The organism is Candidatus Accumulibacter similis, from assembly GCA_013347225.1.
Classification (GTDB): Bacteria; Pseudomonadota; Gammaproteobacteria; order Burkholderiales; family Rhodocyclaceae; genus Accumulibacter; species Accumulibacter similis.
In genome coordinates, this window is the sequence record CP054595.1 from 624,898 (window position 1) to 645,287 (window position 20,390).

The window sequence follows — 20,390 nt, forward strand, 5'->3', positions numbered from 1 at the left end:
CTTTCTTGTTCGCCTGCGTGCAGGGCGATCTGCCTGGACCGGGCATTCTAGCATCCCCCGGCGCCACCGCTGTCGCCCCTGGCAATCGGCTTGCAGAGGCGACGGCTCGCCGACGGATCGCGGCCAGGGAAGAAAATGGCAGCCATGCAGACCCACACGCTGCCTATGGCTGTAATATGTCCGCCTGCAAATGAACCCTTGTCCGAGCCACTTTCTTGACGGAACGAATCGATGAACATAGTTGCCACGACCAGCGAAACTCCTCCCCTTCAGGCACCCACCGGCTTCCCCCCGGAGTACTTCCAGAATCGCGAGATGAGCTTGCTGGCGTTCAATCGGCGGGTCCTGTGGCAGGCGAAGAACCCGCGCACACCCTTGCTAGAGCGGCTGCGGTTTCTCTGCATCGTCAGCAGCAACCTTGACGAGTTCTTCGAGATCCGTGAGGCGGGCATCAAGGAACAACTCAAGCTGAACTCGGTGGCGATCACCACCGACGGCAAGACGGCGCGCGAAGTCTACCAGCTGGTGAGCGACGAGGTTCATGCCATCGTCAAGGAGCAGTATGGCCTGTTGAACGACGAAATCTTGCCGCAACTTGCCGCCGAAGGCATCCGCTTCCTCAAGCGCGCAGACTGGAACGCCGAACAGCGTGAATGGATCAGGGACTTCTTCTTCCGCGAGGTAATGCCGGTCATCACGCCGATCGGTCTCGACCCATCGCACCCCTTTCCGCGCGTGCTCAACAAGAGTCTGAATTTCGCCGTCGAGCTCGAAGGGCGCGATGCCTTCGGGCGCAGCTCCGGCGCGGCGATCGTGCAGGCGCCGCGCGTCCTGCCACGAGTCATCCGCCTGCCGCGCGAACTCGGCGAAAGCGAGTATTCGTTCGTCTTCCTGTCGTCGATCCTGCACGAGTTCGTGCATGAACTGTTCGCCGGCATGAAGGTGCTTGGCTGTTACCAGTTCCGTGTCACGCGCAACAGCGATCTCTTCGTCGACGAGGAAGAGGTCAAGAACCTGCGCGCCAAGATCCAGGGTGAACTGCCACAGCGTCATTTCGGCGACGCCGTTCGCCTGGAAGTAGCGAACAGTTGCTCGGAGGCGATGACCCAGTTCCTGCTCGGCCAGTTCAATCTGACCGAGACCGACCTCTATCGCGTCGCCGGTCCGGTCAACCTGGTTCGCCTGATGCAGGTTCCGGACTGGGTGCTGCGCCACGATCTCAAGTTCCAGCCCTTCACCCCGGGCCTGCCGAAGGCCCTGCAGAAGAGCCAGAGCGTCTTCGACGGCATCCGCAGCGGTGACATCTTGCTGCACCACCCCTACCAGAGCTTCAATCCGGTGATCGAACTGCTCGAACAGTCGGCGGTCGACCCGCAGGTGGTGGCGATCAAAATGACGGTATACCGCACGGGTACCGATTCGGTCCTGATGCAGTCATTGCTGCGGGCAGCGCAGAACGGCAAGGAGGTCACCGTCGTCGTTGAACTGATGGCGCGTTTCGACGAGGAGGCGAACATAGGCTGGGCGACCAAGCTCGAAGAAGTCGGCGCCCATGTCGTCTATGGCGTCTTCGGTTACAAGGTCCATGCCAAGATGCTGATGGTCGTCCGTCGTGAGGAAAGCAACGGCGGCGGCAGCATCCTGCGCCGCTATGTGCACCTCGGAACGGGCAATTACCATCCGAAGACCGCCCGCTTGTACTCCGACTTCGGCCTGCTCACCTGCAACGAGGAAATCGGCTCCGACACCAACGAGGTCTTCAAGCAGCTCACCGGCCTCGGCCGCGCACAGACGCTGACACACCTGTGGCAGGCGCCCTTCACCTTGCAACCCAACGTCATCGCGGGAATCCGTGCCGAGGCGGAAGCGGCGCGTGCCGGCAAGCGTTCACGGATCATCGCCAAGATGAACTCGCTGCTCGAACCGGAAACGATCGCCACCCTCTATGAGGCGTCGCAGGCGGGCGTCAAGATCGACCTGATCGTCCGCGGTGTCTGCGGGCTGCGGGCGGGAGTAAAGGGTCTGTCGGAGAACATCAGCGTCCGCTCGATCATTGGTCGCCAGCTCGAACATCATCGCGTCTTCTACTTTTACGCCGGCGGCGAGGAGAAGGTCTATCTGTCGAGCGCGGACTGGATGGAACGCAACTTCTTTCGGCGCATCGAACTGGCGTTTCCCGTCCTCGATCGCAAGCTGAAACGGCGGGTGATGAGCGAAGGACTGCAGATCTATCTCGGCGACAACACTCTGGCCTGGGAACTCGGGCCGGATGGCAGCTACCACCAGAAGCGCAGCTCACGCACCAGCCCGCATGCGTCGCAGGCCGAACTGATCGAACTGCTCAAGGCCTAGTAGGGGCCGGCGCCGTCGCTGCACGTGCGCCGGCGCCACTCAGGCGCGGCGCGCGCCGACGACGCCCTGCACGGCGTGCAGCAGGGCGAGCGTCCGTTCGAGTTGCGGCACACTGGCGACCTCGGCGGTAAAGCTCATGTGTGCGTTGCCCTGGCGCGACTGCGTGTTGACCGCGATGACATTGATCCTCTCGCGCGCAAGCACGTCCGAAACATCGCGCAGCAGACCCTGCCGGTCATGGGCATCGATGACGATGTCCACGGCGAAGACGCCGTCGCTGCTGCCGCCCCATGTCGTTTCGATCACCCGCTCCGGGTGCGTCGCCCGCAGGTGCACGAAGTTGCTGCAATCGGCGCGATGTACCGAAACGCCGCGACCACGCGTGACGAAACCGACGATCGGGTCGGGTGGCGCCGGCTTGCAGCAGCCCGCGAGCTGTGTCAGCAGGCGGCCGACGCCGACGATCAGGATGCCCTTCTCCGCGACGTCGCTGTCGCGCTGCCGGCGAACCGTCAACTCGTCGACGACGCGTTCCTCGGCCTGCTCCTCGCTGGCACGCACCGCCGCCTGCAACTGCCGCAGGTTCAGCGTCGCGCGCGCCATGGCGATGAAGAGGTCCTCGCTGCGCGCCAGGCCGAGCCGGACGGCGAGGTCGTCCAGGTTCAGCCCAATCCTCACAAGTTAGCATATCCGCATATTTCGCGCGAAGCCTTGTGTCGGCCGTAGTCCTGCGGCAAAATAGCTCTGTAACCAATTGTTTATAAAGGAGAATCGCATGACGGCCTGAATATGCCAATATACTTGGCAGACTCTCCAAGTATCTGTTTTCACAAGAGTTACTGCAAGTGGCTCGCCTCGACGCCAAACACTTCACCCGCTGCCGAACCCTCACCCTGCCAACGGTCCTCAGTTTTCTGCTCTCCAGCGTTCACGCCGCCGTCCAGTCGGAACTCGATCAGTTCTTCGCCAACCTGCGCAATCGCGCCGACTCGGTTCGCGAGGTCACCGCTCAAGCCTTCTACCAGGCACGTTACAAGATCAACGCGCTGGTGTTCGGCGAGGTCAATCAGCACCTCATGGAACTGGTGGAGGAACACTTGCCGCTCCCGCGCTGGAGAGGTTTACGGGTGGTCGCGGCGGATGGCAGCGCGGTTCGCCTGACGATGATGAAGGACAACGTCCGGTCGATCGTCACGGGCGTGGCTTTCGGCCTCTACCTGCCGGGCATCGAGCTGTTTCTGAACTTCCGCCTGCATGAGCCTTTGTCCGATGAGCGTCAGATGTTCTTCGAGGCGATCGATTGTCTGCGCTCCGACGATGTGCTCGTGATGGACCGCGGCTTTCCCTGTCGTTGGCTGGTGTCGGCGCTGACGGCACGTCACATCCCCTTCTGCATCCGCTGCGATTTGTCGCGAGGATTCAAGGTGGTACGCGAGTTCCTGCAGTCCGGTCGAAGCGAGCAGGTCGTCGTCTTGCGCGCGCCCAATGCCCGTGATGCCAAGGACTATGAATGCCCGGCCACGCCGACCACGGTTCGCTTGGTGCGGGTAGCGACACCGAACGGACGGGTGCATGTGGTGATGACATCGCTCCTCGATCCCGTGACCTTTCCGGCCGCCGCGTTTGCCGAGCTGTACCACGGCCGTTGGCGAATCGAAGAGGCGTTCAAACGGATCAAGCACCGGCTGCAACTGGAGCATACTTCCGGCTTGTCTTGGCATGCGGCGCGCCAGGATTTCGGCGCCAAGGCGGTCTTCGACAACCTCAATGCACTGGCCGCCTATGTCGCCACCGATGCCCTCCTCGATCCCGGTTCGTCCTACAAGATCAACCGCACCTTGGAACTCGACAAGATCAAACGACAGATCGGCCGTTGGCTCCTGGCTGCAACCGCCACCACTCGCCGCCTCAAGCCCATCCTCCAGGAGATCGCGTTGAACCTCCAGAAGTTCGTCCCCAATCGCTCCCAACCTCGAAAACCGCAGCCGAAACCGCACCTCTCCCACGCTTACAAGTAACAATGACAATAGGCTAACTTTCGAGGATTGAGGTTCAGCCCCGGTTGTCCAAGCCGCTGCAGTTCGCGCTGCACCAGAGCCCGCCCCTCGGCCAGAGTATCCTCGAGTGCCAGGCCGGCGAACCACTGCCTGACCTTGGCCCGCGAGCGATGGGTGAACAGATAGCCGAGCGCCGGATTGAGCCAGTCGCGCGACGGTCCGCCATGCTTGGCAAGAACGATCTCGACGCGCTGCCCCGTCGCCAGTTGGCTATTCAACGGCACCAGTGCGCCGTTGACCTTGGCGCCGCGGCAGCGATGCCCGAGGTCGGTATGTACGCGATAGGCGAAATCGACCGGCGTCGCACCCCGCGGCAGGTCGACGACGCGCCCCTGCGGCGTCAGGACATACACCGTCTCGTCGAAGGCCGCCTGCTTGTAATGCCTGACCCAGTCCGATGAGTCGGATACCTCGTCGCGCCAGGTCAGCAACTGGCGCAACCAGGCGATCTTCTCGTCGTAGCGGTCCTCGGGCGTCGCCCTGCTGCCCTCCTTGTAGCGCCAGTGAGCGGCGACGCCGAGTTCGGCATGCCGGTGCATGTCGCGGGTACGTATCTGCACCTCGAGGGCGCGGCCATCGGTGCAGTGCACCGCGGTATGCAGCGAGCGATAGTCGTTGCCCTTCGGATGCGCGATGTAGTCGTCGAACTCCTTGGCGATCGGCGACCAGATGTGGTGCACGATGCCGAGCGCCGTGTAGCAGTCACGCACCTCGTCGACGATGACGCGCAGCGCGCGCACGTCGTAGACTTCGGAAAAGCCGACCCCCTTCTTGCGCATCTTGTTCCAGATGCTGTAGATGTGCTTCGGGCGACCGTAGACCTCGGCGCTGCCGACACCGGCGGCCTGCAGTTCGTCTTTCAGGCGAACGATCGCGGCGGCGATGAACTGCTCGCGCTCGCCGCGCTTCTCGTCGAGGTGACGCGCGATATCCTTGTAGATTTCCGGGTGCAGGAAGCGGAACGAAAGGTCTTCGAGTTCCCACTTCAGCTCCCAAACGCCGAGGCGATTGGCCAGTGGTGCGTACAGATCGAGTGTTTCGCGTGCCACCGGCAAGCGCAACCCGTCCGGCTCCGTGGCGTAGTGACGCAAGGTCTGCGTCCGCGAAGCGAGGCGCAGGAGGACGACGCGAATGTCCTCGACCGTCGCCAGGAGCATCTTGCGCAGGATCTCGACCTGCGCCTTCATCTCCTGTGGCTTGCTCTCGCCACTCGCCGCCGAATGGGCGCCGAAACTGCGCGTGATTGGTCGCATGCGGTTGAGACGCGAAATGCCCTCGACCAGGTGTGCCACGCCGCCGCCGAAGTCCGCCTCGATCCGTGCCAAGCCGCGTTCCTGCAGCGCCGGCACGGCAAAGAGCAGCGCCGCCAGCCGCGAATCGGCGTCGAGCTTGAGTCCGGCGACGATCAGTGCGGTTCCCAACGCGTGTCCCCAGACCTCCTCACCGCTGCCGAGCAGCCGCTCGGCATAGAGCGCGCGGGCGCTCTCGACTGCCCGCCCGAGGCGCTCAGCGGCGACCGCCGGGAGGCCGTCGGCGAGCGCCTGCAGCGACTGGGCGGGATCGCCGTGCGCGGCGAGCGAGTGAACGACGGACACCATGGGTCCATTATAAGGGCGCTGTCGGCCATTGATGCATAATGCGCTCTTTGCCCTTCCCCGCCAGCGATGCTCGATCGCCTGCACAACCCCTACCTGCTGCTCGTCCTGACCGTTCTCTTCTGGTCCGGCAACATGGTCATCGGCCGCGCGCTGCGCGAGCAGGTGCCGCCGCTGTCGCTCGCCTTCTGGCGCTGGGCAATCGCCTTCCTGCTCGTTCTGCCGCTGGCGCTGCCGCCGCTGCGGGCGCAATGGCCGCGGTTGCGCGCGAGTTGGAAAGCGGTGAGCGTGCTCGGCCTGCTGGGCGTGGGCGGCTACAACACGCTGGCCTACATCGGACTGCAATACACCCCGGCCACCAACGCCGCGCTGCTCAATTCCTTCATTCCGATCGCCACCATCACCCTCTCCTGGGCCTTCCTCGGCAAGCATCTGCGGACTATCGACTGGCTCGGCGTGCTCATCTCCTTCAGCGGCGTCAGCATCATCATCAGTCGTGGCGATCCCGCCAGCCTCGGACAACTGAGCTTCAACGTCGGCGACCTGTGGATGCTGGTCGCAGTCTTCACCTGGGCGCTATACACCGTCGGACTGCAATGGCGACCGGCTGCTGTCGACCCGATGCTGTTGCTCGCCGCGTTCACGTTCGTTGGCCTGCTGGCGCTGGCGCCGGCCTACGCCTGGGAGCTTTCGCAGGGGCGGACGATCAGCGTCTCGCCAGGCGCGCTGGCGGGAATCGCCTACACGGGCATCTTTCCCGGTTTCCTCGGCTACGTCTTCTACAATCGCGCCGTCGGCGAGGTCGGCGCCAGCAAGGCCAGCCTCTTTCTGCACCTGATGCCGGTCTTCGCCACCATCCTCTCGGCCATCTTCCTCGCCGAGATTCCGCAACCCCATCATTACCTGGGTATCGCGCTGATCTTCGCCGGCATCTACATGACCACTGCCGCAAGCGGCGCGACGCGAGCGAGATGATCGGCAAGCTGCTCGGCTGGCTGAGGAACCGCCGCGAGCCTGCCCGCATCCCCGAGGCGCTGTGGCTCGACGTCAGCTCGCAACTGCCTTTCATCTCCTGTCTCGACAGCGACGAGCGACTGCGACTGCGGCGGCTGGCCGAGGAGTTCCTCACCGAGAAGGAGTTCACCGCCGTCGCCGGCCTCGAACTGAACGACGCCATCTGCGTCTCGATCGCCGTCCAGGGCTGCTTGCCGATCCTCAACCTCGGCCTCGGCCACTATCGCGATTGGGTCGGCATCATCATCTATGCCGACCAGTTCATCATCCCGCGCTGCATCGAGGACGAGTTCGGCGTCGTACACGAATACCGGGAGCTGGCATCGGGCGAGGCCTGGGATGGCGGTCCGCTGCTGATTTCCTGGCGCGACGCGCAGATGGCGGGTGACGGTTACAACGTCGTCATCCACGAGTTCGCGCACAAGCTCGACATGCGCAACGGCGAAGCCGATGGCATGCCGCCACTACCGCCGGGCATGCCGGCCGCCGAATGGCAGCAGGTTCTTCTTGCCAGCTACGATGCCTTCTGTGCCGCCGTAGACAGAGCCGACGGCGGTGGTGAGGAAACCGCCTTCGACCCCTACGCCGCCGAGAACCCCGGCGAGTTCTTTGCCGTCATGAGCGAAGCGTTCTTCGAGATGCCGCTGCGGCTGCGTGCGGAGTTTCCGGATCTCTACGCCAACCTGGCGCGCTTCTACCGGCAGGACCCGGCTTCGAGGATCGGGCCTTCAGCCAGCGCCGCCGCCGACTGAACAACGCGTCCTGGGTTCGGCGCGTTGCGGGCCGCTGGCGGCGAGGCGGGGGCCGGTCACTACGGGTTGGGTTCTGCCGGCTACGGGCCGCGGCGACTGCTCAGAAGCCGTGCCGGACCTGTGACAGGAAGGCCCTGGCCCGCTCATGCCCGGGATTGGAAAAGAAGGTCTCCGGAGTCGTGTCTTCAAGAATGACCCCTTCGTCGAAGAATATGATGCGATCGGCCACCTCGCGCGCGAAACCCATCTCATGCGTCACCACCAGCATGGTGATGCCGCTGTAGGCCAGTTCGCGCATCACCGCCAGCACCTCGTTGACCATTTCCGGGTCGAGCGCCGAGGTGGGCTCGTCAAACAGCAGCACCTTCGGGTCCATTGCCAAGGCGCGAGCGATCGCCACCCGCTGCTGCTGGCCGCCGGACAGTTGTACGGGATACTTGCCGGCCTGCGTTTTCAGGCCCACCCGCTCGAGCAGGTTCATGGCCTTCTCTTCGGCGGCCGCCCTCGCCATCCTGCGCACACGCATTGGTGCCAGCGTCAGATTGCGCAGGATCGTGAGATGCGAGAACAGGTTGAAGCTCTGGAAGACCATCCCGACCTCGCGGCGGATGGCGTTCAGGTTCTTGATGTCGTCGCTGAGGACGATGCCGTCGATGACGATCTCGCCCGAGTCATGCGCTTCGAGGCGGTTCAGGGTGCGCAGGAAGGTGGACTTGCCGGACCCCGAAGGCCCGACGATGGCGGTGACCTGCCCCTCGTGGAACGTCGCCGAGACGTCCCTGAGCGCGTGGAAGGCACCGAAGCGCTTGCCGATCGCGCGCGCCTCGATGATCGGTCGAGGGACGGCGTCAGAGATCATGGCAACTCCCGCTAGCGCTTCTGACCAACATCGAGTTGCGCCTCGAGCGCGGCCGTCAAGGTCGTGAAGGCCGTGGTCAGGATCAGGTAGATGGCGGCAATGGTCACGAACACCGGGATGGGCTGATAGCTCTCGGCCTGTACCCGGTAACCGACCATGGTCAGTTCAACGACGCTGATGGCGTAGGCCAGAGAGGAATCCTTGACCAGGGAGGCCAGGTTGTTGGCCAGTGCCGGCAGCGCCACGCGCATGCTCTGCGGCAGGATCACGTCCATGAACGTCTGCAGCGGCGTCAGTCCGAGGGCACGCGCGGCCTCGACCTGACCGTGTGGAACGGCAAGGATCCCCGCCCGCACGCACTCGGTGTTGTAGGCACCGATGTTGAGGGACAGGGCGATCGCCGCGCAGGCGAAATCGGACAGTTCCACGCCTTCGGGCATGATCGTCGGCAAGGCCAGCCAGACGAACAGAATCTGCAGCAACAGGGGCGTGCCACGAATCAGCCAGACGTAGCTGTCGCAGAGCCAGCGCAGTGGCCAGAAGCGCGACAGCTTGCCGAGTCCGGCGAGGATGCCGATCAGGACACCGGCGCTGCCGGCGATCAAGGTCAGTCCGACGGTGATCCTCGCCCCGTCGGCAAACTGCTCGGCCGCCGGCCCGATGGGCGCCGGCGCTGCCGCGAGCGGCAGCGCCATCCCCCAGAGGAAGAGGAGCAGCCCGATCATGGCGGCGAACATCGCCCACCCCGGGTGCTCCCTGGTCCAGTTCATCGCGCGCGACTCAGCTCAGGCTCAGGTACGGCAGGAAATATCTTCCTTGAAGTACTTTTCCGACAGGGCCTTGTAGGTGCCATCCTTCATCACCTCGGCCAGCCCTTGATTGAGCTGCTCCGCAAGCGCCTTGTTGTTCTTGCGCAGGATCATCGAAACGCGCTCGACGAACACCAGTTCGCCGGGGGTGATACCGGCATCGGCGTTCTTGTCGAGCGTCGCCTTGACGGTGAACTTGTCCGAGATCCAGGCATCGACCTTCTTCGCACGCAGCGCCGCAAAGGCTTCGGGGTCGCCCTTGTAGGTCTTGATCGTCTTGATGCCCTTGACCTTCTTCGCCGCGTCGGCATAGCTGGTGGCGAGCTGGACGCCGACGGTCTTGCCGTCCAGCGCCGCAACGGTCAGCGGGCCGTCCTTGTGCGCGGCGATCTGGCCGCCGGTGCAGTAGTGCGGATTGGCGAAATCGACCGACTTCGCTCGCTCCGCCGTATAGCCATGCGAAGCGATGGCAAAGTCGAAACGATCCTGCTTCAGTGCGGCAATCTGTCCGTCGAACGGAACCACACGCCATTCGAGCTTGAGCCCGAGCTTCTTCGCGATCGCTTCGGCAAGCTCCACCTCGAAACCGGTGAGCTTCGGCCCATCATAGTAGTTGAACGGCTGGAAACCCCCTTCGGTGGCGACGATGATGGTTCCCGACTGTTTGATCGCATCCCAGTCACGCGCCACCGCCGGACCGCAAAGCAGCAGCGAGAGAGGAATGACGGCACTCAACAACCTGACTATGAATCGCATGTTACCTCCTGTTGATGAAGATCGGACCCTGGCGATGCGGCACCGTCCTCGCGGCGCGCATGTCCATCGATAATGGACAGGTGGGCGAAGACGGCGCAAAGAGTACAACAAACAGAGGCCATGGAGCGCAAGAAATATGCTTTGTGCCGACGGCGGGCGCGCCCGGGCGCTGCCGTGACCACTTTCGGCTCGGGAGAACAACGCGCAGGCGCCGGATGGATGCGCTCGCCCGCCGCCTCGCGTCATGGACCGCTCCCGGCAGCGACGCGGGCTGCATCGCCTGCACGCCCCCGGGACTGAATTCCATGTGGTTCGCATGGCGACGAAACGGTGTCTGCCGGGGGACCCTCAGCCCCTTTCCTTCGCCGCGAAACCCGAGAAATGCAGGACGCGGCGGACGTACTGTTGCGTCTCGGCAAAGGGCGGCACGCCGCTGTAACGATCGACCGCTCCCTCACCCGCGTTGTAGGCGGCGACAATCAGCCGCCAGTTGCCCGCGAAGCGCTTGTCCAGCCAGCGCAGATAGGCGAGTGCGCCCCTGACGTTGTGCTCGGGGTCGAACGGACGGGTCACGCCAAACCTCTCCTGCGTCGCCGGGATCAGTTGCATCACGCCTTGCGCATTGCGTGGCGACACGGCAGCGGGATCGAGATTCGATTCGGCGATGGCGATTGCCAGCGCCAGGCGCGGATCGACCTGGTACTGGCGTGCCGCGTTGCGGATGAGGAGGGCGAGCCGCTGCTTCGCCGGGGACTGTCCGGCCAGATAGCCATCGAGGTCGAAGCGGCTACCGTCGGCGCTGCTTCCGTAGACGCCGCACTCGTCCCCGATGATCGCGCTGGCTACCCGTGAGTCGTAGAGCCGGAGTGCCTGGTGGTGTCCGAGGCGGGCAGCCAGTGCCAGGTAGGCGTTGGCCATCGCCGGGTTGCGCAGCGGGCGGGGCGCGCTGGCGAGTACGCGGCCGACACGGAAGAAGCCTTCCGGGCTGCCCATCGTACCCGCTTCACAATAGAGGGCCACTGCCAACAAGGGGTTGCGCCTGATGCCGATGCCGAACTCGGCAGCGTGTCCCTGCTGCAGTGCCGCCGTCACGCGTGGCGCCTCGACGTAGCTTTCGGCCTGCGCCACTGCCCCGGTACGGGCAATTGCCATGATCAGAAACAGTGCCAAGCCGGCGACCATCTCCTTTCCCCGAACCCGCATCATCGTTTTCGCACCCCCTGCCCGAACCAGTTCCACAGGGCTGCCGCGGAACGGCAGCGCGCATCCCATTGCCCACGCCGAAAGTCTCTGTTGGCGGGCCGCAGAAGCACCAGGAACTACTTCACGTTGCGTGCCGATTGCCACCCGCGGTCGGCGCGATCGCCACGACAGCGTCGCCGGCAGGTCAGGAAATGGCTGTCGCCCTCATCCAGAGGTCTCCCGCCGCAGTTGCGCCAGATGCACATCAACGGTCACCGACAGCATCGCCAGCTGGCCGACCTGCGCCCGGCGCGTGGCGCTGGCCCGGTACAGATGCGGCGTCATCGCCAGCAGATCGGCAATCGATTGGCTGTCGCGCAGATCCAGAGAGTAGCGGACGGTTTCGCCGGGCAGCGCGACAAAGCCTTCGACTGCTCCCGCGACGGCGCCTCGTCGCGGTTTGAGGCTGGGGTAGATGATCTCGCGCAACTCGCGCAGATGGTCGTCGCCGGCATCGGCCTGCAGCAGCAGGCCGCCCGGCTTGAGGACGCGCGCAAACTCGGCATGGACCGGAAAACCGAAGAGACAGAGGACGCAGTCGAGGGTGCCCGACTGCACGGGCAGATTGGCGTTGCTGGCCACCACCCATCTGGGCCGCCGGTCCTGTGTTGCCGCCGCTGCCACGGCCCAGCGCGAGATGTCGATGCCGATGAGCGCCAGACCCGGTCCATCGCTGCCGGCGGCCGCCAGCCGCCGCAGGTAGTAGCCCTCACCACAACCGGCATCGAGGCAACTGACGGCTGTCGCTGCCGGCACGTCAGCCAGAGCTGCCCGGCTCACGGCGGCCGCGATCGGGCCGTAAGCGCCGGAATTCAGGAAACGCCGCCGGGCAGCGACCATCTCCCGGCTGTCGCCGGGGTCACGCGAGCGCTTCTGCTGCACCGGCAGCAGATGAACATGGCCCTGTCGCGCAATATCGTGACTGTGTCCGACGGGACAACGCCAGGTCGAGCCCTCGCGTCGCAGCGGGGAGCCGTCCAGGGGACAGGCGAGCGCGTCGAACGGGGCGACGTTCATCTTCGCCCGCTGTGCCGCCATACCCGGCGGGGCTCGGCCGCAGCGTTGAACGGGGCGCACACTGTCGGCAGCTCAGTGCTCGCGGATGCGCAGGACCCCGCTGCGCCCCCAGCCGGCAGCGGCAAGGGCCGCCAGCACCAAGTCGAGGCGTCGGCGGTCGGTGCTGTGGGTAGTCAGCATCAGCGGCACGAGCGAGCCGCCGGCGAAATCCGGGACTTCCGGCTGCAGCACCGACGCGATGCTGATGCCCTGGCTGGCGAAGCAACCGGCCACCTGCGCCAGGGTGCCCGGCCGGTCGGCAACGGCCAGCCGCAGATAGTAGCGGGAAGCGGCCGCCTGGTGGTCCGCGAACTCGGCGACCCCGGCGAGGAAGGGATGCCCCGAAGTCGGAATCCGCGCCCGCCCCTCGCCGATGTCCAGCAAGTCGGCCAGCAGGCTCACTGACGTCGGCTCCGGACCGGCGCCCTTGCCGGCGAGAAGCTTCTCCCCGAGGCCTTTGCTTTCGCTACGGACCGCATTGCGCTCCATGCGGATCGAGGCCAGAGGATGATTCAACGGCAGCAGAACCGCTGCCACCTCGCCATCGACGTAGCCATCGGCCGGGCGGTGGACGGCAGCGACCAGCTTGATGCGGTAGCCCATGGCCTCTGCCTGGCGGACGTCCTCGAGGGCCAGGCTGGCGATGCCCGAAGTCGGCAGCCGGCGAAAGTCGACGTAGGCGCCAAAGGCAAGGGTCGCCAGGATGCCGGCCTCGCAGGCCGCATCCTGGCCCGAGACGTCGTATCCGGGGTCGGGTTCGGCAAGACCGGGCCGCTGCGCGTCGGCCAGGCATTGCTCGTACGCTGCCCGCTCCTCGCTCATCCGCATCAGCAGGTAGTTGCTCGTCCCATTGACGATTCCTTCGAGGGCCGTGATCCGGTCGCCGTGCAGGGCTTCCTGCAGCGTCCGGATGATCGGCATGCCGGTGCAGACGCTGGCTTCGAAACCCACCGGCAACCGGCGCTCCGCCGCCAGGGAAAAGATTTCCGGGCCGCGCTCGGCGAGGAGGTTCTTTTTCGCCGTGACCACAGCCTTCCCCTGCGCCAGCGCGCGGCTGACGATGCGCAGCGGCTCCTCGACGCCACCCAGCAACTCGACGACGACATCGCTCTGCGGATCGTCGGTCAGCGCGGCCGGACAGACAGTCAGCGGGACTGCAGCGGGGAGCTCCGGTCGCGGCTTGGCTGCGTCACTCACGAGGACGGTCTTCAGTCGCAGGTTGCGGGCAGGCGGCGAGGTGTGCAGAGGGAGGCCGGCACCGATGCTGCCCGCCGCCGCCACACCGACGGTGATCATGAGCTTTTCCCTTCTTCCGGCCGCGGCGGCGCGTGCCGTCCTGCCGCAGCGGTTGCCCTCGGTCCGCAGGCCTTGTTGGTGCCGTCGCCGCCGACCCGTCGGCAACGACGCCAGCGCCCCTTCATCGCTCAGGGTCAGCGTCTGCCGGCTGCTCTACCGTCAGCCCGCGCACCCCCTGGCCAGCGGTCCTTCAGTCGAGCAGCCGGGCGAAGCATTCGGGGCTGAATCCCAGCAGGAGCTGGCCGTCCACGGCGACGAGCGGGCGGCGGACCAGCGTCGGATGCGCCACCATCAGCTGCAGTGCCCGCGCCTCGTCGATCCCGGCGCGCTCGTCCTGCGACAGACGTCGCCAGGTCAGTCCGCGCGTGTTGAGCAATTCCTGCCAGCCGACACAGCGGTTCCACTCCGGCAGCCCTGCTGCCACCACCCCCGGCTGCCGGTAATCGCAGAACTCGTAGGCGACGCCATTGGCGTCGAGCCAGGCGAAGGCCTTCTTCATGGTGTCGCAATTCCGGATGCCAAAGACTGTGATCATTGCATCGAACCCTTGCCGATTTCCTCGGGTGCCGTATCATCGCATGGCCGTGCCGGCAGTCCAAGCCTCCTGCTCTCGTGCCGCTTTCGCTGCTGCCAGCGACCCATTCGATCAGCCGCGCGCTGCGCGCCGGGCAGCGAGCCGGAGGCACCGACGATCGGCCCCTGCACGAGGAGGCGGGCGCGTCGCGAGCGGTGGCAGGTGCAACCCGAGGAGCGCAGGATCATGTCCAATGCAGCATTCCGCATGCTCGGCTGGGGGCTCGAACTGGCCGGGCTGCTTCTTCTGGTGACCGGCTGCGTGCTCGCCTGGGGGCATTGGCGGCGCCACCGGGGCTGGCGGACGGCACTGGGTACGGTGGTCGATCAGGCCGTGCGCGCGCCGACGCCCGGCAACCCGTACGCTTTCCCGGTGGTCGAGTGCACGCCGACGACGGCCGCAAGCATCGCTGCGAGTCAGATACCGGCCGCTAGGCGCGACCGCTGGCGACAGGCACGCGGGTAGACGTCCGTCATGACCCGCTGCGGCCTGAGCGGGCGGTCGTCGATCGCTTCGCCGACCGCTGGTTCGCCGCCGCCGGCATCGTCGGCCTTGGTCTCATCGCCTTCATCGTCGGTCTGATGTTCGTCACGCTCAGCCCGCTGAGGCCGGTCTGTACCGGGCCGCGATCATGGCGCGACTATTCTCGCCGATGCCGTCTTCGGGCAGGAATGGTCAGCTGCAACTGGCCCAGATCCAGCACTCGGCGCGGCACGAGCGGTCACTTCCTTACCGGTAGCGTACCGCTGCCTCGGGGTAAGCGCAGATGCCTGAGCAACGCCAGCGTCGCGCGACTGGCGCAGTGGCAGACTCGCACGGGATCCGCCGATCGCATGCGAATCCGGGCGTCGCCTGCGCCAGCGAATCGGCAGCGTTCTTCCTGGCCGTTTCCTGGAAAGGCGCGGACGCCGTTCCGGGGGCGTCGGTCGGCTTGTCCAGAGGTGCCAGCACCGTCTCCATGCTTCCCGGGTCGAGCACGGCAACGTGACGGGCCGATGCCCTCGCGGCCAGTACCCCGCTGGTCCCCTGAGGTGGCTACGCGCCGCGAGTCTTCTCCGGCGCATGCAGTGGCCACCCGATGATCGGCACCCACATGCAGGCGACGACGGCGAGGCCGACCATGATGCTCACGGTCAGCACCCGCCCCGCGTGCCCGCGCTGGCCAACTGGACGACGCGCGACGGCGTCAGCCGCACCAGCGGCAAGCCGCGAAGGCTGGCCCGGGTTTTCGATTCCCGGCGTTTGCCTGCCGGGTTCGCCGCCATGCCGGACTGGCCGCGCGATGCCGTGGTGGTGCTGTTCGTGCCAGAAGTCGTGGTGGTGGTGGCCGTAATTGCCGGCGTGTCCTTGGCCGACGGGCGGCCGGCTTGGCAGACGAGACGGATCGGGTAATCGACTTGGTTGCCGTGGCAGACGGCGAGGAGGGTGGTGACGTTGCACTCGGGGTGCTCGGCAGCGACGGTGAACCGCGATCGGGGTCATCCACGACCGGCGACGACTGGCGCCTTCCAAGCATCAGTCGGAGATCGATACCGCGGCCAGCGCGAAGTGGTTCCGGGACGGGAAGAAGCTGCAACGACGGCCCGGGTTACTGGCTCCATCGGGCGCTCTACAAGGTCGCCGCGTCCGATCTGGCCTGTGTCCGCATCGGAGGCCGGAGAACGAAAGCGCGAACACGCGGGCGTACATCCGCGCCCTGGCCACTCGGTTTCGGTTGCGCCAGGTTTACGGTGTGGGTGACGTGCTGACGACCGCAACCGGCGCGTCGGCAAACATGTTCCAAGCTCCGTTCAGAAACGAGACGGATCGCGAGCCAGCTTGCAAAGCTTCTGCACAGCCGGGGCTTCAGCTTGCTGCTGAACTGGCAGCCGCCGGATGCACGACGCGATGCCGGCGAAGTCGACGTCATCGCAGGCCTCGACGGCCACCTGCTCGTCTTCGAGGTCAAGTCGGCCTATGTCAGGCGGTCAACACACGAGGGCCGGTTGCACGACCACGACGCTGCGCAAGGTGGGTCTACAGCTTGGGCGAACGGTAAACGCCTCGAAAGTGCTGCTGGGAAGGGACGCCGAACTCCGCACGGCGCTGGGTTTCGATCAGGACCCCCTGCGTGCCTGCGCCATGGAGGGATCGCGGATACATCCATCGAGTCAGATCACGAGCGCTTCAACGGTTTCCTCAAGGTGTCGCTGGAGGGGATGATCGTGGCGCTGCGCGACGACCGGAGTCTGCTGAACGATCCCGAAGGGCTGATCTTCGGGCAACCGCCCGCCGAGACCACGCGCGTTGATCGGCACGTGCGCGCAAGTCTGTACCCGGCAGGGTGCAATCCCGATGGGTTCGTTTCGGTCGTCGAGGGCAAGATGGACTGGGAGTAGCTCTGGCGCCGTGTCCCGCACTACGGAGCAAAGACTCGGTCGCCTCGCGGTGCGCACCCTGCTGCTCGGCCCGACGTCATCGCCATTGTGACGCCCTGGCAGCAGCCCACCGTTTCGTCAGGCTCCGATGCGCACCTGAAGCGGATGGACAGGGATCGTACCATCCTGGTGCAGCGGGAACACGAAGCCATTGCCGTCGATGCGGATGGCCGGGATTCCCTTGACGACGGATGCGCTCCAGCTCGATGTCGGCGACGACTCCGAGCGGTTGTCCGCCGTCACTCACCAGCGAAGCGACGAAGGTCACGAGCGGTGTCGACGCCGCGTCCTGGCAGGGCTTGGTGACGATGACGCGCGCCTCACCGGCGCTGGTTGCATCCTCGTACCGTCGCCGCGCCGTCGGATCGTATCCCGGCGGCAGCTGCTGCAGTTCGGAAATTGCCGTCCGCCGTTTGGCTGGTCGGCGCCGGTAAGGTTGAAGCGCCAGTGCCAGCCAGCAGGCTGAACTCCCTCTCGGCGTCGGCCCCAAAGATCGCCGGTTTCGCCGCGCGCACGAGCCAACGCTAGGCGGCGACCGATTCGGCGATGGCAAACGCGTAGCTGGCGGCAGCGTCCGGCGCGTCAACCCCCGACGGTGTTCTCCCGCAACCGTACCGGCTGACGAGCCAGCGTGCGCACCATCGCCAGCAGCTCCCGTCCGACGTTGCCCAGCTGTTCGCTGCTGCTTGCTTGCGGCGCGTTGAGCTGGCGCAGGTAGCGGCCGCTGCAGCGGTAGGTCGGGGCATACGCCTCGTGGGGCTCCAGCGGTCGCCAATCGGCAGCGGGCTGGCTGCTGCACGGCGGCCTGCCAGCTTCGACCGGGTCGCTCCAGGCAACCAGCGCCGGCGCGTAGACCGGCCGCTGCACGGGGTGCCCGGGCAGCCAGCCCCAGGCACCGCGAAAGCAGGCCCAGCGCCCGTAATGGAAGGGGGCGAAGGCCCAGGGTTCACGGCCGATCCAGGTCCAGCCCCACGGATCCAGCCATGCCCAGCTGCCGGAGCGGTAAGGCGCCCAGTCGGCGGGCAGGTTGCGCGGGAACCACACGGCGCCGTACGCCTGGGTCTCGTACCAGTCGCCGTGCCTGGCGAGGTCGCCTGCCCCGGTCAGTTGCGGCGACACATGGCGGAACGCATCGGTTGCCCGGGACGAGCTTTCGCAAGCGAGACTCCCGCGCGCGAACTCGTCACTGATCGCCGCCACGCTCTGGTGTTCGGCGTCGCCATCGCCATGCAGGCAAAGCGTCTTCCCGGCGGCAATGAACCACGAGCGGTCGCCGGCGGTACAGCGCAGCACTCCCTCGCTGGCGGTTGCCGCGATGCTGTCGCAGCCGACAGTGAACCGGTAGCTGCCGGCCTCGCACAATCCGACACGCAGCCCGCCACATTCGATCGCAAACTGTCTCGCCATCTCCAGCGACCTGCAGCGGGCGATCAGGCTGCCCGTCCGCAGGCGCAGGACGATCTGTTGGTCGTCGAGCCGGACAAACGCGAGAACGCTGTCGGCATCGAGTTGCAGAAGGGTGGAGCCAATCTCGACCTCGGCGCTACCGCCGGCGCCGGTTGACAGGAGATCGCCGCCCTGCAGTGGCCAGTTGCCGATCGCAGGCTCGGCCCCGCGGCCCGCGGCACGCGACAGGGAAACCGGGCCGGCGGTCCGGGCGATCCGGCCCACCCGTGCGACGGGGTCGGCGGCGGCCGGCCATACGGTCCGCAGCGACAGAAGCGGGCGGAGCAGCGAGCGACCGCAGCGCTGCCGATTGTGCGGTTGATGAAGCATGGCTCTTCCTTCCGTGTACACCGGCTGGACATCTGCCGGTGAGACAAACAACGCTCACGATGCCATTTTGGGCGACTGCCGCTGACAGTCCGTTACAAAAGTCGCACAATGCTTGCGGGAAACTGCTGCTGCCAGCTTCGCTGGCAGCAAAGGGGGCGCCGGACAGCCGGCTCCCTCCGTGCGCTGCTGTCGGCCGGACGATCGTTGTCCGCTGCCAGCAGTGGGCGCGCACCTTGCAGGAGCATGCTCATGAACAGTGCGGGCGCTGCCGCCACCGACGACCAGAGCACGGCCGTGCGGCCGCTTGTCGGCAGCGATCGGGCGTCGATTCCGCGCAGTACGCTGCCTGGCGGAGCGGTTGCCGACGTCGGGTCGGGCGCTGACCTGCGCGTCGACACCGCTCGGCGGATGCGCGCGCCGGCAGCGCCAGCGACCAGCGTCCCGGATGGCTTCGCCGACATCGGCTGGGAGTCCGGCGGGCAGGCCATCGGCCGGCTCGCCGGGCAGGTGCGAGGCGTACCGGTCGTCGTGCTGTCCGGCGCCGGCCTGAGCACGGCCAGTGGCATCCCGGCGTATCGCGACCGCCATGGGCAGTGGCAGCAGCCCACGCCGATCCAGCATCGGGACTTCCTGACGGCAGCGTCGGTGCGCCAGCGGTACTGGGCACGCAGCTTCGTCGGCTGGCCACGCATCGGGCTGGCCAGTCCGGCGGTGGGGCATCGGGTCCTGAGCGGGATGGAGCAGCGGGGGATCGTCTCCTCGGTCATCACGCAGAATGTCGATGGCCTGCATCAGAAGGCCGGTAGCCGGCGGGTGATCGAGTTGCATGGCGGCATCGACAGGGTGCTGTGTCTCGCCTGCGGACAGCATTTTGCGCGCGCCGCGGTACAGCAGTGGCTTCAGGAGGCGAACCCGGAGGCGGCATCCGCCGCCGACCGCTCCGCGCCGCACGGCGACGCCCAGGTGACCGATCCCCTCGTCAGAACGTTCCGGGTGCCCGCCTGCCCGGACTGCGGCGGCATACTGAAGCCGGACGTCGTCTTCTTTGGCGACAGCGTTCCTCGCGATCGACTCGCCGCGGCGACGCAGGCGATCGACGCGGCGCAGGCATTGCTGGTCGTCGGTTCATCGCTGATGGTCTACTCGGGGTTCCGCCTCGCCGACTACGCGCATCGGCAGGGCAGGCCGGTTCTGGCGATCAATCGCGGAGTGACGCGGGCCGACCACCTCCTCGCACTCAACATCGACGGTGACTGCGGGCTCGTACTCGAGCTGCTGGCACTCGCCATCCAGCGACGTGCTTAGCGGGCGGCGCCCGCCGACTGCGGCGCGTGGCGTTGGACGAGCGTCTGCCAGTGCGCGGCGCTGGCAGCGCCGCACAGGTTCTGCAGCAACGCGAAGGCCGCCTCGGCGTGCGCGAGCGCGCGGCAGCACGGAGCCGCGCCCAGCTCGAAACGCTCACCGCGGACGGCGAGAACGAAGGCGGCGGGTGGCGGATCGCTGCTGATGCGGGCGAGGACCGAAAGCAGCGCCGCTGGCGACAGCGCATGCGAGCCCGGTCCGACATGGCCGTTCGCCTGCACCGGTTCGAAGACGAACGGTGCCGGCGTCATGGCGCCCGCGTCGATGAACAGGGCCAGTTCGCGGCCGGCAAGATCGAGCGCGTGTTCGATCTGCCACTGGAAATCGCCGATCAGTTCATGGCGCCCGTCCAGACCGGTCGCCAGCAGCCAGGCGTGCAGTCGTTCGAGCAGCAGCGGCCCGAGCGCGTCGTCGCCACGGCTCGGGTTGCCGCAGGCGAGGACGACGACCGGGGCGCGCGTCACCATCGCTGC

At 66.3% G+C, this 20,390-nt stretch carries 18 protein-coding genes and 1 pseudogene; 8 read left to right on the forward strand and 11 right to left on the reverse strand.

The window, feature by feature from the left end; translation table 11 throughout:
- Positions 1 to 231 precede the first annotated feature (231 nt).
- Positions 232 to 2,352 (forward strand): polyphosphate kinase 1, encoded by a 2,121-nt coding sequence (gene ppk1, locus HT579_02735; protein ID QKS27963.1) that lies wholly within the window; start codon positions 232 to 234, stop codon positions 2,350 to 2,352.
- A 39-nt stretch (positions 2,353 to 2,391) separates the two neighbouring features.
- Here the strand turns inward: ppk1 and HT579_02740 are convergent, their stop codons facing one another.
- Positions 2,392 to 2,955 carry a bifunctional (p)ppGpp synthetase/guanosine-3',5'-bis(diphosphate) 3'-pyrophosphohydrolase gene (locus HT579_02740; protein ID QKS31460.1) on the reverse strand — a complete coding sequence of 188 codons (564 nt, stop codon included), beginning with the start codon at positions 2,953 to 2,955 and terminating at the stop codon, positions 2,392 to 2,394.
- Positions 2,956 to 3,173: 218 nt separating this feature from the next.
- On the opposite strand from HT579_02740, the gene HT579_02745 reads away from it, so the two are divergent.
- The gene (locus HT579_02745; protein ID QKS31461.1) at positions 3,174 to 4,370 is read left to right on the forward strand and encodes an IS4 family transposase; all 1,197 of its coding nucleotides are present in this window, start codon (positions 3,174 to 3,176) and stop codon (positions 4,368 to 4,370) included.
- 29 nt (positions 4,371 to 4,399) lie between these two features.
- Here HT579_02745 and HT579_02750 read toward each other — a convergent pair.
- Positions 4,400 to 6,007: pseudogene (locus HT579_02750) on the reverse strand (bifunctional (p)ppGpp synthetase/guanosine-3',5'-bis(diphosphate) 3'-pyrophosphohydrolase).
- A 66-nt stretch (positions 6,008 to 6,073) separates the two neighbouring features.
- On the opposite strand from HT579_02750, the gene HT579_02755 reads away from it, so the two are divergent.
- Complete coding sequence (locus tag HT579_02755) at positions 6,074 to 6,979, forward strand: DMT family transporter (GenBank protein QKS27964.1); 906 nt, start codon at positions 6,074 to 6,076, stop codon at positions 6,977 to 6,979.
- Positions 6,976 to 7,770: a zinc-dependent peptidase gene (locus HT579_02760; GenBank protein QKS27965.1), complete on the forward strand. Its 795-nt coding sequence runs from the start codon at positions 6,976 to 6,978 to the stop codon at positions 7,768 to 7,770. Before HT579_02755 ends, HT579_02760 begins: the two co-directional genes overlap by 4 nt.
- Before the next feature lie 100 nt (positions 7,771 to 7,870).
- Here the strand turns inward: HT579_02760 and HT579_02765 are convergent, their stop codons facing one another.
- The 7 genes from HT579_02765 to HT579_02795 form a co-directional block, all read right to left on the reverse strand.
- Positions 7,871 to 8,629: an amino acid ABC transporter ATP-binding protein gene (locus HT579_02765; GenBank protein ID QKS27966.1), complete on the reverse strand. Its 759-nt coding sequence runs from the start codon at positions 8,627 to 8,629 to the stop codon at positions 7,871 to 7,873.
- A gap of 11 nt (positions 8,630 to 8,640) precedes the next feature.
- Entirely contained in the window at positions 8,641 to 9,399 is a 759-nt protein-coding gene (locus HT579_02770; protein ID QKS27967.1) for an amino acid ABC transporter permease, read from the reverse strand.
- Between the two features lie 21 nt (positions 9,400 to 9,420).
- A complete protein-coding gene (locus tag HT579_02775) occupies positions 9,421 to 10,194 on the reverse strand; it encodes an amino acid ABC transporter substrate-binding protein (protein ID QKS27968.1) in 774 nt (257 codons plus the stop codon).
- Positions 10,195 to 10,542: 348 nt separating this feature from the next.
- The gene (locus HT579_02780; protein QKS31462.1) at positions 10,543 to 11,376 is read right to left on the reverse strand and encodes a lytic transglycosylase domain-containing protein; all 834 of its coding nucleotides are present in this window, start codon (positions 11,374 to 11,376) and stop codon (positions 10,543 to 10,545) included.
- Positions 11,377 to 11,601: 225 nt separating this feature from the next.
- Positions 11,602 to 12,453, reverse strand: coding sequence for a methyltransferase domain-containing protein (locus tag HT579_02785; protein ID QKS27969.1), 852 nt, complete (start codon positions 12,451 to 12,453; stop codon positions 11,602 to 11,604).
- Positions 12,454 to 12,525: 72 nt separating this feature from the next.
- Positions 12,526 to 13,788, reverse strand: a complete 1,263-nt coding sequence (locus HT579_02790; GenBank protein ID QKS27970.1) for a homoserine dehydrogenase — start codon at positions 13,786 to 13,788, stop codon at positions 12,526 to 12,528.
- A 190-nt stretch (positions 13,789 to 13,978) separates the two neighbouring features.
- On the reverse strand, positions 13,979 to 14,323 hold the full coding sequence (locus HT579_02795; protein ID QKS27971.1) for an arsenate reductase: 345 nt from the start codon (positions 14,321 to 14,323) through the stop codon (positions 13,979 to 13,981).
- Between the two features lie 225 nt (positions 14,324 to 14,548).
- Here HT579_02795 and HT579_02800 point away from each other — a divergent pair, with 225 nt between their 5' ends.
- The 3 genes from HT579_02800 (at position 14,549) to HT579_02810 (ending at position 16,740) form a co-directional block, all read left to right on the forward strand.
- The gene (locus tag HT579_02800; protein ID QKS27972.1) at positions 14,549 to 14,827 is read left to right on the forward strand and encodes a hypothetical protein; all 279 of its coding nucleotides are present in this window, start codon (positions 14,549 to 14,551) and stop codon (positions 14,825 to 14,827) included.
- 684 nt (positions 14,828 to 15,511) lie between these two features.
- On the forward strand, positions 15,512 to 15,754 hold the full coding sequence (locus HT579_02805; GenBank protein ID QKS27973.1) for a hypothetical protein: 243 nt from the start codon (positions 15,512 to 15,514) through the stop codon (positions 15,752 to 15,754).
- 458 nt (positions 15,755 to 16,212) lie between these two features.
- Positions 16,213 to 16,740 carry a hypothetical protein gene (locus tag HT579_02810; protein QKS27974.1) on the forward strand — a complete coding sequence of 176 codons (528 nt, stop codon included), beginning with the start codon at positions 16,213 to 16,215 and terminating at the stop codon, positions 16,738 to 16,740.
- A 621-nt stretch (positions 16,741 to 17,361) separates the two neighbouring features.
- On the opposite strand, the gene HT579_02815 is transcribed toward HT579_02810, so the two are convergent.
- Positions 17,362 to 18,555, reverse strand: coding sequence for a hypothetical protein (locus tag HT579_02815; GenBank protein ID QKS27975.1), 1,194 nt, complete (start codon positions 18,553 to 18,555; stop codon positions 17,362 to 17,364).
- 249 nt (positions 18,556 to 18,804) lie between these two features.
- Between HT579_02815 and HT579_02820 the strand changes: the two genes are divergently transcribed.
- Positions 18,805 to 19,860 carry an NAD-dependent protein deacetylase gene (locus HT579_02820; protein QKS27976.1) on the forward strand — a complete coding sequence of 352 codons (1,056 nt, stop codon included), beginning with the start codon at positions 18,805 to 18,807 and terminating at the stop codon, positions 19,858 to 19,860.
- Here HT579_02820 and HT579_02825 read toward each other — a convergent pair.
- Positions 19,857 to 20,384 carry a homospermidine synthase gene (locus HT579_02825; protein ID QKS27977.1) on the reverse strand — a complete coding sequence of 176 codons (528 nt, stop codon included), beginning with the start codon at positions 20,382 to 20,384 and terminating at the stop codon, positions 19,857 to 19,859. The two genes, HT579_02820 and HT579_02825, sit on opposite strands and share 4 nt — an antisense overlap.
- Between the last annotated feature and the right edge of the window lie 6 nt (positions 20,385 to 20,390).

Bases quoted from the DNA above. Each gene is read 5' to 3' on its own strand.
- ppk1 (QKS27963.1), top strand. From the start codon at position 232: ATGAACATAGTTGCCACGACCAGCGAAACTCCTCCCCTTCAGGCACCC.
- HT579_02790 (QKS27970.1), bottom strand. From the start codon at position 13,788: ATGATCACCGTCGGTGTGGCGGCGGCGGGCAGCATCGGTGCCGGCCTC.
- HT579_02785 (QKS27969.1), bottom strand. From the start codon at position 12,453: ATGAACGTCGCCCCGTTCGACGCGCTCGCCTGTCCCCTGGACGGCTCC.
- HT579_02775 (QKS27968.1), bottom strand. From the start codon at position 10,194: ATGCGATTCATAGTCAGGTTGTTGAGTGCCGTCATTCCTCTCTCGCTG.
- HT579_02825 (QKS27977.1), bottom strand. From the start codon at position 20,384: ATGGTGACGCGCGCCCCGGTCGTCGTCCTCGCCTGCGGCAACCCGAGC.
- HT579_02765 (QKS27966.1), bottom strand. From the start codon at position 8,629: ATGATCTCTGACGCCGTCCCTCGACCGATCATCGAGGCGCGCGCGATC.
- HT579_02780 (QKS31462.1), bottom strand. From the start codon at position 11,376: ATGGTCGCCGGCTTGGCACTGTTTCTGATCATGGCAATTGCCCGTACC.
- HT579_02820 (QKS27976.1), top strand. From the start codon at position 18,805: ATGAACAGTGCGGGCGCTGCCGCCACCGACGACCAGAGCACGGCCGTG.
- HT579_02815 (QKS27975.1), bottom strand. From the start codon at position 18,555: ATGCTTCATCAACCGCACAATCGGCAGCGCTGCGGTCGCTCGCTGCTC.
- HT579_02760 (QKS27965.1), top strand. From the start codon at position 6,976: ATGATCGGCAAGCTGCTCGGCTGGCTGAGGAACCGCCGCGAGCCTGCC.
- HT579_02795 (QKS27971.1), bottom strand. From the start codon at position 14,323: ATGATCACAGTCTTTGGCATCCGGAATTGCGACACCATGAAGAAGGCC.
- HT579_02800 (QKS27972.1), top strand. From the start codon at position 14,549: ATGTCCAATGCAGCATTCCGCATGCTCGGCTGGGGGCTCGAACTGGCC.
- HT579_02755 (QKS27964.1), top strand. From the start codon at position 6,074: ATGCTCGATCGCCTGCACAACCCCTACCTGCTGCTCGTCCTGACCGTT.
- HT579_02770 (QKS27967.1), bottom strand. From the start codon at position 9,399: ATGAACTGGACCAGGGAGCACCCGGGGTGGGCGATGTTCGCCGCCATG.
- HT579_02740 (QKS31460.1), bottom strand. From the start codon at position 2,955: ATGGCGCGCGCGACGCTGAACCTGCGGCAGTTGCAGGCGGCGGTGCGT.